Annotated in this window: 12 protein-coding genes and 1 riboswitch; of the genes, 8 read left to right on the top strand and 4 right to left on the bottom strand. The window is 56.3% G+C overall.

Annotated elements, in window-relative coordinates:
* Positions 1-107: 107 nt before the first annotated feature.
* Positions 108-2,759: a phosphoenolpyruvate carboxylase gene (gene ppc / locus ACWPW2_RS21860; protein ID WP_454125424.1), complete on the bottom strand. Its 2,652-nt coding sequence runs from the start codon at positions 2,757-2,759 to the stop codon at positions 108-110.
* A 253-nt stretch (positions 2,760-3,012) separates the two neighbouring features.
* Complete coding sequence (gene argE, locus ACWPW2_RS21855) at positions 3,013-4,164, bottom strand: acetylornithine deacetylase (protein WP_454125422.1); 1,152 nt, start codon at positions 4,162-4,164, stop codon at positions 3,013-3,015.
* 170 nt (positions 4,165-4,334) lie between these two features.
* On the opposite strand from argE, the gene argC reads away from it, so the two are divergent.
* The 4 genes from argC (at position 4,335) to oxyR (ending at position 8,756) form a co-directional block, all read left to right on the top strand.
* The gene (gene argC / locus ACWPW2_RS21850; RefSeq protein WP_454125420.1) at positions 4,335-5,339 is read left to right on the top strand and encodes an N-acetyl-gamma-glutamyl-phosphate reductase; all 1,005 of its coding nucleotides are present in this window, start codon (positions 4,335-4,337) and stop codon (positions 5,337-5,339) included.
* 13 nt (positions 5,340-5,352) lie between these two features.
* Positions 5,353-6,129, top strand: a complete 777-nt coding sequence (gene argB / locus ACWPW2_RS21845) for an acetylglutamate kinase (RefSeq protein ID WP_124970922.1) — start codon at positions 5,353-5,355, stop codon at positions 6,127-6,129.
* A 75-nt stretch (positions 6,130-6,204) separates the two neighbouring features.
* Positions 6,205-7,578 carry an argininosuccinate lyase gene (gene argH / locus ACWPW2_RS21840; protein ID WP_454125418.1) on the top strand — a complete coding sequence of 458 codons (1,374 nt, stop codon included), beginning with the start codon at positions 6,205-6,207 and terminating at the stop codon, positions 7,576-7,578.
* 260 nt (positions 7,579-7,838) lie between these two features.
* Positions 7,839-8,756 (top strand): DNA-binding transcriptional regulator OxyR, encoded by a 918-nt coding sequence (gene oxyR, locus ACWPW2_RS21835; protein WP_124970916.1) that lies wholly within the window; start codon positions 7,839-7,841, stop codon positions 8,754-8,756.
* Here the strand turns inward: oxyR and sthA are convergent.
* Positions 8,739-10,139: a Si-specific NAD(P)(+) transhydrogenase gene (gene sthA, locus ACWPW2_RS21830; RefSeq protein WP_023479370.1), complete on the bottom strand. Its 1,401-nt coding sequence runs from the start codon at positions 10,137-10,139 to the stop codon at positions 8,739-8,741. The two genes, oxyR and sthA, sit on opposite strands and share 18 nt — an antisense overlap.
* Positions 10,140-10,335: 196 nt before the next feature.
* On the opposite strand from sthA, the gene fabR reads away from it, so the two are divergent.
* Positions 10,336-10,980 carry an HTH-type transcriptional repressor FabR gene (gene fabR / locus ACWPW2_RS21825; protein ID WP_034812619.1) on the top strand — a complete coding sequence of 215 codons (645 nt, stop codon included), beginning with the start codon at positions 10,336-10,338 and terminating at the stop codon, positions 10,978-10,980.
* Positions 10,981-10,983: 3 nt separating this feature from the next.
* Positions 10,984-11,355, top strand: a complete 372-nt coding sequence (locus ACWPW2_RS21820; RefSeq protein WP_023479341.1) for a YijD family membrane protein — start codon at positions 10,984-10,986, stop codon at positions 11,353-11,355.
* Between the two features lie 41 nt (positions 11,356-11,396).
* On the opposite strand, the gene trmA is transcribed toward ACWPW2_RS21820, so the two are convergent.
* The gene (gene trmA, locus ACWPW2_RS21815) at positions 11,397-12,497 is read right to left on the bottom strand and encodes a tRNA (uridine(54)-C5)-methyltransferase TrmA (protein WP_454125416.1); all 1,101 of its coding nucleotides are present in this window, start codon (positions 12,495-12,497) and stop codon (positions 11,397-11,399) included.
* Between the two features lie 116 nt (positions 12,498-12,613).
* A riboswitch (cobalamin riboswitch) is annotated at positions 12,614-12,783 on the top strand.
* A 66-nt stretch (positions 12,784-12,849) separates the two neighbouring features.
* On the opposite strand from trmA, the gene btuB reads away from it, so the two are divergent.
* Positions 12,850-14,700 (top strand): TonB-dependent vitamin B12 receptor BtuB, encoded by a 1,851-nt coding sequence (gene btuB / locus ACWPW2_RS21810; RefSeq protein ID WP_454125414.1) that lies wholly within the window; start codon positions 12,850-12,852, stop codon positions 14,698-14,700.
* Positions 14,645-15,496, top strand: a complete 852-nt coding sequence (gene murI / locus ACWPW2_RS21805; protein WP_023479359.1) for a glutamate racemase — start codon at positions 14,645-14,647, stop codon at positions 15,494-15,496. The genes btuB and murI overlap by 56 nt, the downstream gene beginning before the upstream one ends.
* Positions 15,497-15,558 lie beyond the last annotated feature (62 nt).

Below are 15,558 nucleotides of genomic sequence, written 5' to 3'. Positions count from 1 at the left end.
GCGAGGAATATAAGAAATGTGAAGGATATATGACAACCATAATTTGCAGCATTTTTACCCAAAAGATAAAAATGCTGCAATCGGTTAACAAAAGCGGGGCGAGAGGATTAGCCGGTGTTACGCATCCCGGCGGCGACGCCAGCGATAGTCACCATCAGCGCCTGCTCGACGCGGCTATCAGGCTCTTTTTGCTGCTCTTCTGCCAGACGCGAGCGTTGCAGCAGCTCGGCTTGCAGGACGTTGAGCGGGTCGGTGTAGATATTGCGTAACTGGATAGATTCAGCAATCCACGGCAGATCGGCCATCAGATGCGAATCGTTGGCGATATCCAGCACCACTTTAATATCGGCTGCCAGCAGCTTACGCAGCTCTTTGCCCAGCGGCCACAGCTCTGGTTTTACCAGGCGCTGATCGTAATACTCTGCCAGCCACAGATCCGCTTTCGAGAAGACCATCTCCAGCATGCCAAGGCGCGTAGAGAAGAATGGCCAGTGGCGGCACATTGCCTCCAGCTCGCTCTGTTTGCCATCTTCCACCACTTTTTGCAGCGCCGCGCCCGCGCCGAGCCAGGCCGGCAGCATCAGGCGGTTCTGCGTCCAGGCGAAGATCCACGGAATGGCGCGCAGCGACTCGACGCCGCCGGTTGGGCGGCGCTTCGCCGGACGCGAACCCAGCGGCAGCTTGCCCAGCTCCTGCTCCGGCGTTGCCGAGCGGAAGTAGGGCACAAAGTCTTTGTTTTCGCGCACATAACCACGGTACATCTCGCAGGAGATGGCCGACAGCTCATCCATAATGTGACGCCATTCGGTTTTTGGCTCCGGCGGCGGCAGCAGATTGGCTTCCATAATCGCGCTGGTGTAGAGGGAGAGGCTGCTGATGGTCACTTCCGGCAGACCATATTTAAAGCGGATCATCTCGCCCTGCTCGGTGACGCGCAGACCACCTTTCAGGCTGCCAGGCGGTTGCGAGAGCAGCGCCGCGTGCGCCGGTGCGCCGCCGCGGCCGATAGATCCACCGCGACCGTGGAACAGCGTCAGCTCAATGCCCGCTTTCTCACAGGTTTTGATCAGCGCGTCCTGTGCCTGGTACTGCGCCCAGCTGGCGGCCATCACGCCCGCATCTTTCGCGGAGTCGGAGTAGCCAATCATCACCATCTGTTTGCCCTGAATAAAGCCACGATACCAGTCGATATTGAGCAGCTGGCTCATCACGTCATTGGCGTTGTTCAGGTCATCAAGGGTTTCAAACAGCGGTGCAACCGGTAGCGCGAAGCCGATACCCGCCTCTTTCAATAGCAGATGGACGGCCAGCACGTCGGACGGCGTTTTCGCCATCGAGATCACATAGGCGGCAATCGATCCGCGCGGCGCTTCGGCGATCACCCGGCAGGTGTCGAGCACTTCACGCGTCTCTTCGCTTGGCTCCCACTGGCGCGGCAGCAGCGGACGTTTGGAGTTGAGTTCGCGGATCAGGAAGGCCTGTTTATCGGCTTCTGACCAGCTTTCGTAATCGCCGATGCCGAGATAGCGGGTCAGCTCGCCCAGCGCTTCGGTGTGGCGGGTGCTCTCCTGGCGAATATCGATACGCACTAAAGGCACGCCGAAACTCTTCACGCGGCGCAGGGTATCAAGCAGTTCGCCGTTGGCGATAATGCCCATGCCGCAGGCTTGCAGGGATTTATAACAGGCGTAGAGCGGCTCCCATAGCTGCTCGTTTTGCGTCAGCAGCCCGGCAGGCTTCGGCAGCTTCTGCCCTTTCAGGCGCGCTTCCAGCCAGCTCTGCGTCGCGATCAGATCGCTGCGCAGCTTTTTCATCAGGTAACGATACGGCTCGCGGGCGCCTTCGGCACCGGCCAGTTCGCGCAGCTCATCGGTACACTCAACCATCGACAGCTCGGAAATCAGCAACTGGATATCTTTCAGGAAGAGATCGGTCGCTTTCCAGCGGCTAAGCAGCAGAACGTGGCGGGTGATATCGGCGGTGACGTTCGGGTTGCCGTCGCGGTCGCCGCCCATCCAGGAGGTAAAGCGCACCGGGACAAAATCGACCGGCAGCTTGTAATTAAGGTTCTCTTCCAGCTGTTCGTTCAGCTCGCGCAGGTAGTTTGGCACCCCTTCCCACAGGCTGTTTTCCACCACCGCAAAGCCCCACTTCGCTTCATCAACCGGGCTTGGGCGATTGCGGCGGATCTCATCCGTGTGCCAGGACTGGGCGATCAGCTGGCGCAGACGGCGCATCAGCTGGTGGCGCTCGTAATCGGCGATATCGCTGTTATCGAGCTGTTTTAAACAGGCGTTCACTTCCACCATTTTGTGGATCAGGGTGCGACGCGTGATCTCAGTCGGGTGGGCGGTCAGTACCAGCTCCAGCGAGAGGGATTCAATCGCATTGATAATGGTGGATTCGTTGAGATGAGGTTGGTCTTTCAGCTTTCTGATGGTGCGGGCAATCACTTCCGGGTTGCTGGCCGCTTCGCCTTTCGCTGAAATGCTGTGGTACTGCTCAGCGGTGTTCGCCAGATTCAGAAACTGGCTGAATGCGCGGGCCACCGGCAGCAGCTCATCATTAGAGAGATTCTGCAAGGTGGTGAGCAGTGCCTGGCGGTCGGTTTCGTTGCCGGCGCGAGAAGATTTGGACAGCTTACGGATTGTTTCGACGCGGTCGAGAATGTTCTCGCCCAGTGCATCCTTGATGGTATCTCCCAGCAGTTTGCCGAGCATACTGACATTACTACGCAACGCGGAATATTGTTCGTTCATGTTACCCCAGACACCCCATCTCATTTTGTTTTGTTATACCCGCCGTTGAGCAGATATAAGACACCGTCTTTTATAAAGCCACGTAAAACTCACTACGTCAATTGCGGCGAAATCGGTTCAGCAAACGAATAAATCACGGGAATTTATGAAAGTTAACACCCTTCGCTGCAGATAAGTTTCGCTTATGAAATGCACTATTTTGGCGCATAAAAATCCCCTCAGCAGAGGGGAATATTTATCTGTTTTGCCGCGCTTAATGCCAACAGAAATGGTGCACAACCTGGGTAATAAGCTCGCGCGTTGGCTTAATAAAGCGCGTTTCCAGGTATTCATCCGGTTGGTGCGCCTGGTTAATGGAGCCAGGGCCGAGGACCAGCGTCGGGCAGAGAGTCTGGATAAACGGCGCTTCGGTGCAGTAGTTCACCACCTCCGTTTCAACGCCAAGCAGTTTTTCCACCACTTCCACCAGCTGATGATCCGTCGGGCATTCGTAACCGGGGATTGGCGGATGGAGTTCAAAAACATTCAGGCGGCCCGGCCAGCGGGAACTGACCGGCTCCAGCGCTTCATTAAGCAGACCGTTGAGATCGTCAAGCGTCATCCCTGGCAGCGGACGAATATCCATATGTAATTCACAGCAGGCGCAGATTCGGTTTGCCGCATCACCACCATGAATATGACCGAGGTTAAGCGTTGGATAGGGAACGGTGAACGCCTCGTAGTGATAACGCTCTTTCAGGTTGTCGCGCAGGGTCAGAATATGGCCGATGGCATCGTGCATCAGCTCAATAGCGTTGACGCCGCGCGCCGGATCGCTGGAGTGTCCAGACTGGCCAAGAATGCGAATGGCGTTGGAGATATGGCCTTTATGGGCGCGAACCGGCTGCAGTGAGGTTGGCTCGCCGATAATCGCGCAATCCGGGCGCAGCTGCGTATTCTCAGAGAAGTAGCGCGCACCCGCCATGCTGGTCTCTTCATCAGCGGTAGCGAGGATGTAGAGCGGCTTGCTCAGTTTTGTCACATCGACGTCACGCAGGGCATCAAGAATAAAGGCGAAGAAACCCTTCATATCCGCTGTGCCAAGGCCGTAGAGCTTGTTGTCATGCTCGGTCAGGGTGAAGGGATCGCGCGTCCAGCGCCCATCGTCAAACGGCACGGTGTCCGTATGGCCGGTCAATAACAGCCCGCCCGCGCCGCTGCCGACGCTGGCAAGCATATTGAATTTGTTACGTGTGCCGGGTACCGGCTGCACTTCAACAGTGAACCCAAGATCGCCAAACCATCCTGCCAGCAGATTGATTAAAGACGCATTACTCTGATCGAGTGCTTCTTCCGTTGCGCTGATCGACGGAGTGGCAATCAGGGCGCGGTAGATCTCGATAAATGGCGGCAAATTCATTTTCATTGTTGACATACCTGAGTTCGTGATAGTATCAATATTCATGCAGTAAATGTGCATAAAAATACAATAATGTTGAGCGTATGGGAACCCGTAAGGCGACTTTGCTCAGCGACGCGGGAGGGAGAACGCACCCTTCCAGATCCGAACATGACGTAAGAAGGTAGACCGCACCGATGTTGAACACATTAATTGTGGGTGCCAGCGGTTACGCCGGCGCAGAACTTGTGTCCTATGTAAATCGCCATCCTCATATGAACATAACCGCTTTGACGGTTTCTGCGCAAAGTAATGATGCAGGAAAATATCTCTCCGATTTACATCCGCAGCTGAAGGGCATTGTCGATCTGCCGCTGCAGCCGATGGCCGATATCAAGGATTTTCTGGCCGGTGTGGATGTGGTGTTCCTCGCAACCGCCCACGAAGTGAGCCACGATTTGGTGCCAGATTGCCTGGCGGCTGGCTGCGTGGTGTTCGATCTCTCTGGCGCGTTCCGCGTGAACGATCCCGCGTTTTATGAAACCTTCTATGGCTTTACCCATCAGCATGCCGATCTGCTCGAAAAAGCGGTTTACGGCCTGGCGGAGTGGAACCATGACAAAATCAAAGAGGCGCAGCTGGTTGCCGTGCCAGGTTGCTACCCGACAGCGGCGCAGCTCTCGTTAAAACCGCTGATCGATGCGGGCCTGCTGGATCTTAATCAGTGGCCGGTGATCAATGCCACCAGCGGCGTTAGCGGCGCAGGGCGCAAAGCCGCGCTCTCTAACAGCTTCTGTGAAGTGAGCCTGCAGCCGTACGGCATCTTCAACCATCGCCACCATCCGGAAATCGCCACGCATCTCGGTACGGACGTGATCTTCACGCCGCATCTGGCAAGCTTCCCGCGTGGGATCCTGGAAACCATCACCTGCCGCTTAAAACCGGGCGTGACCCATGCACAAATCGCGGCTGTGTTCAAACAGGCTTACGACGGCAAACCGCTGGTGCGTCTGTATGAAAAAGGCGTCCCGGCGCTGAAAAACGTGGTCGGCCTGCCATTCTGCGACATCGGCTTTGCCGTGCAGGGCGAGCACCTGATTGTGGTGGCGACGGAAGATAACCTGCTGAAAGGCGCGGCGGCGCAGGCGATGCAGTGTGCCAATATTCGTTTCGGCTATGCTGAAACCCAGTCTCTTATCTAATCGAACAGGCGTGATGATGAATCCATTAATTATTAAGCTCGGTGGCGTACTGCTGGATAGCGAAGAAGCGCTGGAGCGTTTGTTTACTGCCCTGGTGCAGTACCGCGAAGCCCATCAGCGCCCGCTGGTGATCGTTCACGGCGGCGGCTGCGTGGTGGATGAGTTAATGAAGCAGCTCAATCTGCCGGTGAAGAAGAAGAATGGCCTGCGCGTGACGCCTGCCGATCAGATTGACATCATTACCGGCGCGCTGGCGGGCACCGCCAACAAAACGCTGCTGGCGTGGGCGAAGAAACACCATATCGCCTCGGTTGGTCTGTTCCTTGGCGATGGCGACAGCGTCAGCGTTACCCAGCTGGATGAAGAGCTTGGCCATGTCGGTTTAGCGCAGCCTGGCTCGCCGAAGCTGATTAACACCCTACTGGAGGGCGGTTTCCTGCCGGTCGTCAGCTCCATCGGTGTGACCGATGAAGGCAAGCTGATGAACGTTAACGCCGATCAGGCGGCAACGGCGCTGGCGGCGACCCTTGGCGCAGATCTGATTCTGCTCTCCGACGTGAGCGGTATCCTTGATGGCAAAGGCCAGCGCATCGCCGAGATGACCGCAGCTAAAGCAGAACAGCTGATTGCCCAGGGCATTATTACCGATGGCATGATCGTGAAAGTGAATGCAGCGCTGGATGCGGCGCGCACGCTGGGTCGTCCGGTGGATATCGCCTCCTGGCGTCACGCCGAGCAACTGCCGGCGCTGTTTAACGGCACGCCGATCGGCACCCGTATTCTGGCTTAATCACAGACACACTTATGTAGGCCGGATTAGCGCAGGCGCCATCCGGCAAAACGTAGAAAAAGAAGGAAGCATATTATGGCACTTTGGGGCGGGCGTTTTACTCAGGCAGCGGATCAACGGTTCAAACAGTTCAACGACTCTTTGCGCTTTGACTACCGCCTGGCGGAGCAGGATATCGTTGGCTCTGTGGCCTGGTCCAAAGCGTTAGTCACCGTTGGCGTGATGAGCGAAGCCGAGCAGCAGCAGCTGGAAGAGGCGCTGAACACCCTGCTGGAAGAGGTTCGCGCCAACCCGGAGCAGATCCTGCAAAGCGACGCGGAAGATATTCATAGCTGGGTGGAAGGGAAGCTGATCGACAAAGTGGGCCAGCTGGGCAAGAAATTGCACACCGGCCGCAGCCGTAATGATCAGGTCGCGACGGATTTAAAACTGTGGTGCAAAGAGACCATCAGCGAACTGCTGCTGGCGAACCGTCAGTTACAGAGCGCGCTGGTGGTGACCGCCGAGAACAACCAGGACGCTGTCATGCCGGGCTATACGCACCTGCAACGCGCCCAGCCGGTCACTTTTGCGCACTGGTCTCTGGCCTACGTTGAGATGCTGGCCCGCGATGAGAGCCGTTTGCAGGATGCCCTGAAGCGTCTGGATGTCAGCCCGCTGGGCTGCGGGGCGCTGGCGGGCACCGCCTATGAGATCGATCGCGAACAGCTGGCGGGCTGGTTAGGTTTTGCGTCGGCCACCCGTAACAGCCTGGACAGCGTTTCCGATCGCGATCACGTACTTGAACTGCTCTCCGATGCCTCGATTGGCATGGTGCACCTGTCGCGTTTTGCCGAAGATCTGATCTTCTTCAACTCCGGCGAAGCGGGCTTTGTTGAGCTTTCCGATCGCGTTACTTCCGGCTCATCTTTAATGCCGCAGAAGAAAAACCCGGATGCGCTGGAACTGATCCGCGGCAAATGTGGCCGTGTTCAGGGGGCGCTGACCGGCATGATGATGACGCTGAAAGGGCTGCCGTTGGCCTACAACAAAGATATGCAGGAAGATAAAGAGGGGCTGTTCGACGCGCTCGATACCTGGCTTGACTGCCTACATATGGCGACGCTGGTGCTGGATGGTATTCAGGTGAAACGTCCGCGTTGTCAGGAAGCGGCGCAGCAGGGTTACGCCAATGCGACCGAGCTGGCAGATTACCTGGTCGCCAAAGGCGTGCCGTTCCGTGAAGCGCACCATATTGTTGGTGAGGCTGTGGTAGAGGCGATTCGTCAGGGTAAACCGCTGGAGGAGCTGGCACTTGCCGACCTGCAACAGTTCAGTGCGGTGATTGGCGACGATGTTTACCCAATCCTTGCTCTGCAATCGTGCCTCGATAAACGCGCGGCGAAAGGGGGCGTTTCCCCGACGCAGGTTGCGCGGGCGATTGCTGAAGCGAAAGCGCGCCTGGTGTGAGATAAGCGTGGAAACGAAATGAGCCTGGCGTAACGCCGGGCTTTTTTATGCAAAAAAAAGCGGACACGGGGTCCGCAAAACGTTCACGTTGGCTTTAGTTGTACAGAGAGAAACGGTAGTGAAAAGGGTGACTGGTTAGGGTAGAACACAGTACCGCTACGTTTCCTGGAGCCAATTATTGTATAGAAGGCTTGATAGGGATAATCGTTCGTTGCTATGCTATCTATCGCCATGAACTATCGTGGCGACGGAGGATGAAGATGAATATTCGTGATCTTGAATACCTGGTGGCGTTAGCGGAACACCGCCATTTTCGCCGTGCAGCCGACTCGTGCCACGTCAGCCAGCCTACGCTGAGCGGGCAGATCCGCAAACTGGAAGATGAACTGGGCGTAATGCTGCTTGAGCGCACCAGCCGCAAAGTTCTCTTTACCCAGGCTGGATTGCTGCTGGTGGACCAGGCGCGCACGGTACTGCGCGAGGTCAAGGTGCTGAAAGAGATGGCAAGCCAGCAGGGTGAAGCCATGTCCGGCCCGCTGCATATCGGGCTGATCCCGACCGTAGGCCCCTATCTGCTGCCGCATATTATTCCGCTGCTGCATCAAACCTTCCCGAAACTTGAGATGTATCTGCACGAAGCGCAGACGCAGCAGCTGCTGGCGCAGCTTGATAGCGGCAAGCTCGATTGCGCGATCCTCGCGCTGGTCAAAGAGAGCGAAGCCTTTATTGAAGTGCCGCTGTTTGACGAGCCGATGATGCTGGCTATTTACGAAGATCACGCCTGGGCGAACCGTGAATGCGTGCCAATGGCCGATCTGGCGGGTGAAAAGCTGCTGATGCTGGAAGATGGGCACTGCCTGCGCGATCAGGCGATGGGCTTCTGCTTTGAAGCGGGCGCGGATGAGGATACCCATTTCCGCGCAACCAGCCTGGAAACGCTGCGTAATATGGTCGCGGCCGGGAGCGGCATCACGCTGCTGCCAGCGCTTGCCGTTCCGCGCGAGCGTAAACGTGATGGCGTGGTCTACTTACCGTGCATTAAGCCGGAGCCGAAGCGTACCGTTGGGCTGGTTTATCGACCGGGCTCGCCGCTGCGCAGCCGCTATGAGCAGCTGGCAGAGGCCATCCGCGGCGCGATGGATGGCCATTTCGACAATGGCTTAAAACAGGCGGTTTAGGCCGTTCAGTGCAGCTACCCGATAGGCTTCCGCCATGGTTGGGTAGTTGAAGGTGGTGTTAACGAAGTACTCAATGGTGTTACCGCCACCTTTCTGCTCCATAATCGCCTGGCCGATATGAATAATCTCGGCCGCGCGCTCGCCAAAGCAGTGGATCCCCAAAATCTCTTTCGTTTCACGGTGGAACAGAATCTTCAGCGTACCAATGTTCATGCCGACGATTTGCGCACGCGCGAGGTGTTTAAACTGCGCACGGCCCACTTCATAAGGCACTTTCATGGCGGTGAGCTGCTGTTCGGTTTTCCCGACGGAGCTGATCTCCGGAATGGTGTAGATCCCGGTCGGGATATCCTCTATCAGATGCGCGGTGGCTTCACCTTTGATCATCGCCTGCGCGGCGATACGCCCCTGATCGTAAGCCGCTGACGCCAGGCTCGGATAACCAATCACATCGCCTACGGCATAGATATGCGGCAGCGCGGTCTGGTACATGCTGTTGACCTTCAACTGACCACGACTATCCGCTTCCAGCCCGATATTGGCAAGCTGCAGGCTGTCGGTATTCCCGGTGCGGCCGTTCGCGTAGAGCAGGCAGTCCGCTTTCAGCTTCTTACCCGATTTCAGATGCATGATGACGCCATCATCCAATGGCTCAATGCGCTCATACTCTTCGTTGTGGCGAATCACCACGCCGCTGTTCCAGAAGTGGTAGGAGAGGGAGTCGGACATCTCCTGATCGAGAAACGCCAGCAGGCGGTCGCGGGTGTTGATCAGGTCGACCTTCACATTCATACCGCGGAAGATGGACGCATATTCACAGCCGATAACCCCTGCGCCATAGATAATCACGTGGCGAGGTTCGTGGTGCATATCGAGAATCGAGTCGCTGTCGTAGACGCGCGGGTGCGCGAAATCGACGTCATCCGGGTGATAAGGGCGCGAGCCGCAGGCGATGACAAACTTCTCCGCCGTCAGGGTTTCAACGGTGCCATCGTGGCACTCCAGCCCCAGCGTGTGGTCATCAATAAAGTGCGCGTTGCCTTCCAGAATGTCGCAGTGGTTACGCTCGTAAAAACCCTGACGCATACGCGTTTGCTGGTTAATCACGCTTTCGGCATGGTTCAGGATATCGGAGAAAGAGGAGCGAAGAAGGCGGGTATGGTCGCTGTAGAGCGGGTTTTGGTTAAATTCGATAATACGGCTGACTGCGTGACGGAGCGCTTTCGAGGGGATGGTGCCCCAGTGCGTACAGCCGCCGCCGACATTGTGGTAGCGCTCAATAACCGCTACCCGGGCTCCCTGTTTAACGAGGCCCATGGCTGCGCCTTCGCCGCCGGGACCGGAGCCTATCACTATTGCATCGTAATCGTAGGAATGTGGCATGGTAAGGCTTACCTGTTCTTATACATAAAAGCAACATAATACTAACATTAACCACGGGATAACCCAATTATCACTGTGCTTTTTTCCGCTGAAAAAGAAGAATCTGCGCGTAAACAATCCGTCACAATCCAGTACAATCGGTTTGGATTTATTCTCTGGTATAGTGCCAGCGGGCCCCTGGAAGGATTCAAACATCGTGATGGGTGTAAGAGCGCAACAAAAAGAGAGAACGCGGCGGTCACTGGTTGAAGCCGCATTCAGCCAACTGAGCGCTGAGCGAAGTTTTACCAGCCTGAGCCTGCGGGAAGTGGCTCGTGAAGCGGGCATCGCGCCAACGTCATTTTACCGGCACTTCCGCGACGTTGATGAACTCGGCCTGACGATGGTCGATGAGAGCGGCCTGATGCTGCGCCAGCTGATGCGCCAGGCACGTCAGCGAATTGCCAAAGGCGGCAGCGTGATCCGCACGTCGGTCTCCACTTTTATGGAGTTTATCGGCAATAACCCGAACGCCTTTCGGCTACTTTTACGTGAACGCTCCGGAACGTCAGCCGCGTTTCGTGCAGCGGTCGCGCGCGAGATCCAGCACTTCATTGCGGAACTTGCCGATTACCTAGAACTCGAAAACCACATGCCGCGCGCCTTTACGGAAGCGCAGGCTGAAGCGATGGTCACCATCGTCTTTAACGCCGGTGCGGAAGCGCTGGACGTGAGCGCTGAGCAGCGCAAACAGCTGGAAGAGCGGCTGGTTTTACAGCTGCGTATGATTTCAAAGGGCGCATATTACTGGTATCGCCGCGAACAGGAAAAAATGGCGCAACAACCGACGAGTGAAGGATGAATGATGAAACAGTCAGGTCAAGAGAAAGGTACGCTGCTGCTGGCGCTGATCGCCGGTTTGTCGATTAACGGCACGTTTACCGCCGTGTTTAGCTCCCTCGTACCCTTTTCGCTCTTTCCGATTATCTCGCTGGTGCTGACGATCTACTGTCTGCATCAGCGCTACCAGAATCGCACCATGCCGGTAGGTTTACCGGGTCTTTCAGCGGCCTGCTTTATTCTCGGTGTGCTGCTCTATAGCGCCGTGGTGCGCGCTGAGTATCCGGATATGGGCTCCAACTTCCTGCCCGCGCTGCTGGCGGTAATTCTGGTCTTCTGGATTGGCTTTCGCCTGCGCAACCGCAGCCGTCAGTACGAAGCTTCCGATTCCGAGTAAGCGGTAAGCCGGAGGGCGTTTTATCACCTCCGGCATCGCGATTACTTGCGCGTCAGCAGGACGCCGCACTCCATATGGTGCGTGTAGGGGAACTGGTCAAACAGCGCCAGGCGTGAAACCGTATGCGTCTGGCTTAATGTTTCCAGGTTTTTGCACAACGTTTCCGGGTTGCAGGAGATATAAAGGATGCGCGGGTAAGCCTGCACCATCTTCTCAGTTTCCGCATCCAGCCCGCTGCGCGGTGGGTCGACGAAAATCGTTTCGCACTGGTAGCTCTGCAAATCAATGCCCTGTAAGCGGTTAAAGGCGCGTACGCCGTTCATCGCCTGGGTAAACTCCTCCGCCGACATGCGGATAATCTGCACATTATCAATCTGGTTGGCTGCGATGTTGTACTGCGCCGCCGCAACCGAAGGTTTGGCAATTTCTGTTGCCAGCACGCGATCGAAAGTACGCGCCAGCGCCAGCGAGAAGTTGCCGTTACCGCAGTAAAGCTCCAGCAGATCGCCTTTCGACCCACGCGTGACATCCAGCGCCCACTCCAGCATCTGAATATTCATCGCCGCATTCGGCTGGGTGAAGCTGTTCTCTACCTGGCGGTAGATCATCTCCTGGCCGCCAACCGGCAGACGCTCATCAACGAAATCCTGATCCAGCTCGATTTTGGTTTTGGTGGCGCGGCCAATAATCTGCACATTCAGGTTCTGCGCGCGTAATGCATCGCGCAGGCGCGTGGCCTCTTCCTGCCACTCGGCATCCAGCTTCTTGTGATAGAGCAGCGTGACGATCGCCTGGTTGCTCAGGGTGCTCAGGTAATCAATCTGGAAGAGTTTATGGCGCAGGGTTTTGTTGTCGCGCACCGCCTCGATCATCACCGACATTAATTGGTTAATCAGCTCGCTTGCCGCCGGGAAGCTGTCGACGCGGATACGTGATTTGGTCTGCTGATCGAAAATGATGTGGTAGAGATCGTCCCCGTCGTGCCAGATACGGAACTCGGCGCGCATGCGGTAATGGCTGACGGGCGAGCGGAACACCTCCGGAAGCGGCGCGGAAAAGGGCGTCATCAACGATTGCAGACGTACGACTTTTTCGGCCAGCTGGGCTTCGTACTGTTCTGTCGGCAGGTGTTCTGGGGTCATGATGCTTCCTGAGAGATTATGAATAACGCGGGGATTGTAGGGATTGCTCACGGGATGTCCAGCCTGCGGCGCAACGAAATAGTCCCGTAGCAGTCTGGACATCTATATGTAACGGAATGTAGCATCCTTTTTCCGGTCCTGTGAGTTAAAAGGGAACCCAGTGCAAATCTGGGGCTGACGCGCAGCGGTAAGGATAAAGGTGAGAGGCCAGACACTGCCTGCGGGTGGGAAGTCGCCTTTCGTAGTACCTCCGAGCCCGAAGACCTGCCGGCATACGTCGCATCTGGTTGTCATCATCGCGAGCTATTGATGGAACCTGCGGCATCCTTCTTATTATGTGGATGCTTACATAATGATAAAAAAAGCTTCGCTGCTGACGGCGCTCTCCGTCACGGCGTTTTCCGGCTGGGCGCAGGATAGCGGTCAGGATCAGTTAGTGGTGACAGCAAACCGTTTTCAACAACCGCTTAAAACCGTGTTGGCGCCGACGGAAATTGTTACGCGTGAAGAGATCGATCGCTGGCAGTCGCGTTCATTGATAGAGGTTCTACGCCGTCTCCCGGGCATCGATGTTTCGCAAAGCGGCGGTCTCGGGCAGCTCTCTTCTGTCTATGTGCGGGGTACGGAAGCCAAACATCTTCTGCTGATGATTGACGGTGTGCCGGTTGGTCGTTCCGGTATCAGCAACAGTCCCGAACTCAACCAGATCCCGCTCTCGCTGGTGCAGCGCGTGGAGTACATCCGCGGGCCGCGCTCGACGGTGTATGGCTCCGGCGCGATTGGTGGCGTGGTAAATATCATTACTCTGACGGGCGATGAGAAATCACAAATTAACGCTGGCATCGGTTCGAAGGGATATCAAACCTACGACGGTACGGTGCGCCAGCGTTTTGGCGACACGGTGGTGACCGGTGCGGCCTCCTATACCGGCACGCGCGGGTTTAACGTTCAGCCCGGTTCAAGCTGGGATCATGACGAGGATCGCGACGGCTACCGGAACAAAACCTTCTGGGGCAGCGTTCAGCATACGTTTAACGACAATTTTGACGGCTTCTTCCGCGGGTATGACTTCAGCAATAACGTGGACTATGACCTCGGCAGCCCGCCATTTTCGCCGGAGTACAGCGCTGATGAGCGTCAGCTCTATGCCCAGGGTTGGGATACCGGGCTCAACTTCCGCCAGGGTATTTACTCCTCTCAGCTGCTGGCGAGCTATCAAAAAAGCAAAGACTACAACTACAGCAGCATCTATGGCCGATACCATGAAGGTACAACGCTGGATGAGCTGGAGCAGCGCTACATTCAGTGGGCTAATAACGTTGATATCGGCAAAGGCTCGGTTGGCGCAGGCGTAGACTGGAAGCAGGAGCGCCTGGTGTCGTCCAACGAGACCAGCCGCGATGCCTACGATCGCGATAACACCGGGCTCTATCTGACGGGGATGAAGCAGTTAGGCGATGTGACGCTTGAGGCGTCCGGTCGCGAAGATAAAGATGATACGTTTGGCTGGCACGGCACCTGGCAGACGGCGGCAGGATGGGAGTTTGTACCGGACTATCGCCTGACGCTCTCTTACGGCACCGGTTTCCTTGCGCCGTCGCTGGGCCAGCAGTTCGGCGCGAAGCGGTTTGGCATTGCGTCGAATCCAGACCTGAAGCCGGAAGAGTCGAAACAGTGGGAAGCGGGCATTGAAGGGCTTACCGGTCCGCTGGACTGGCGTCTCTCGGCGTACCGCTATGAGATAGATAATCTCATTAGTTATAGCAATACGACCTATTACAACGTCAACTCGGCCACCATTAAAGGGGTGGAATGGACAGGCAACATTGATACGGGGATTTTCTCTCACCGTATTACGCTGCAATATATAGATCCGCGTGATGATGCGACCAATGAAGTGTTGCCGCGCCGCGCCAAGCGTCAGGCGAAGTATGAGCTGGACTGGTCTCTCTTCAATGTAGATATGAACGTGGCCTGGGAGTATTTCGGTCGTCGTTACGATAACGGTTCGTCAGCCTACAATCCGCAGCAACGTATTCTGCCAAGTTATAGCACCGTCGATTTTTCTGCCTCATATCCTGTAACCTCTCACCTGACAGTTCGTGGTAAAATCGCCAACCTGTTCGATAAAGAGTACGAGACAGCATATGGTTACCAAACTGCAGGACGGGAATACACCTTGTCTGGCAGCTACACCTTCTGACGCGCGGCCCACCGTGCTGGTGTTTGACTCCGGTGTCGGTGGGCTTTCCGTGTATGACGAGATCCGGCAGCTCCTGCCGGACTTGCACTATATCTACACCTTCGACAACGTCGCGTTTCCCTATGGGGAGAAGAGCGAGGAGTTTATCGTTGAGCGTGTTGTCGAGATTGTTTCCGCCGTTCAGGCGCGCTACCCCCTCTCTCTGGCCATTATTGCCTGTAACTCAGCAAGCACCGTTTCGCTACCCGCGCTGCGTGAGAAGTTCACCTTCCCGGTAGTGGGTGTGGTGCCGGCGATCAAACCTGCGGCGCGGTTAACGGCAAACGGCATCGTGGGCCTGCTGGCGACGCGCGGGACGGTGAAGCGTCCTTATACGCATGAATTGATCGCGCGCTTCGCTAATGAGTGCCGGATCGAAATGCTGGGTTCCGCTGAGCTGGTGGAGCTGGCCGAGGGCAAACTGCACGGCGAACCTGTGCCGCTTGAGGAGTTGCGCCGTATTCTGCGCCCGTGGCTGCGGATGAAGGAGCCGCCGGATACCGTGGTGCTGGGTTGTACCCATTTTCCGCTACTACAAGAAGAGCTGTTGCAGGTGCTGCCGGAAGGGACGCGGCTGATCGATTCCGGTTCGGCTATTGCGCGGCGTACCGCCTGGCTGCTGGAGCATGAAGCGCCGGAGGCTAAATCGTCTGACAGTAATATTGCCTATTGCATGGCTTTAACGCCGGAAACTGCGCAATTACTGCCCGTTTTGCAGCGCTATGGCTTCGAAAGGCTCGAAAAACTGGCTGTTTAGGGCTGTTTTGAGCAAAAAAGAGACGGTTGAAAAGTTTTTTGAAATTAGGGGTTGTCAGCAGG

The sequence above is a fragment of the Kosakonia sp. Marseille-Q7440 genome (assembly GCF_965119485.1).
Note: the sequence above shows the minus strand (reverse complement) of the source record. Positions and strands in the feature narration are given on the sequence as shown.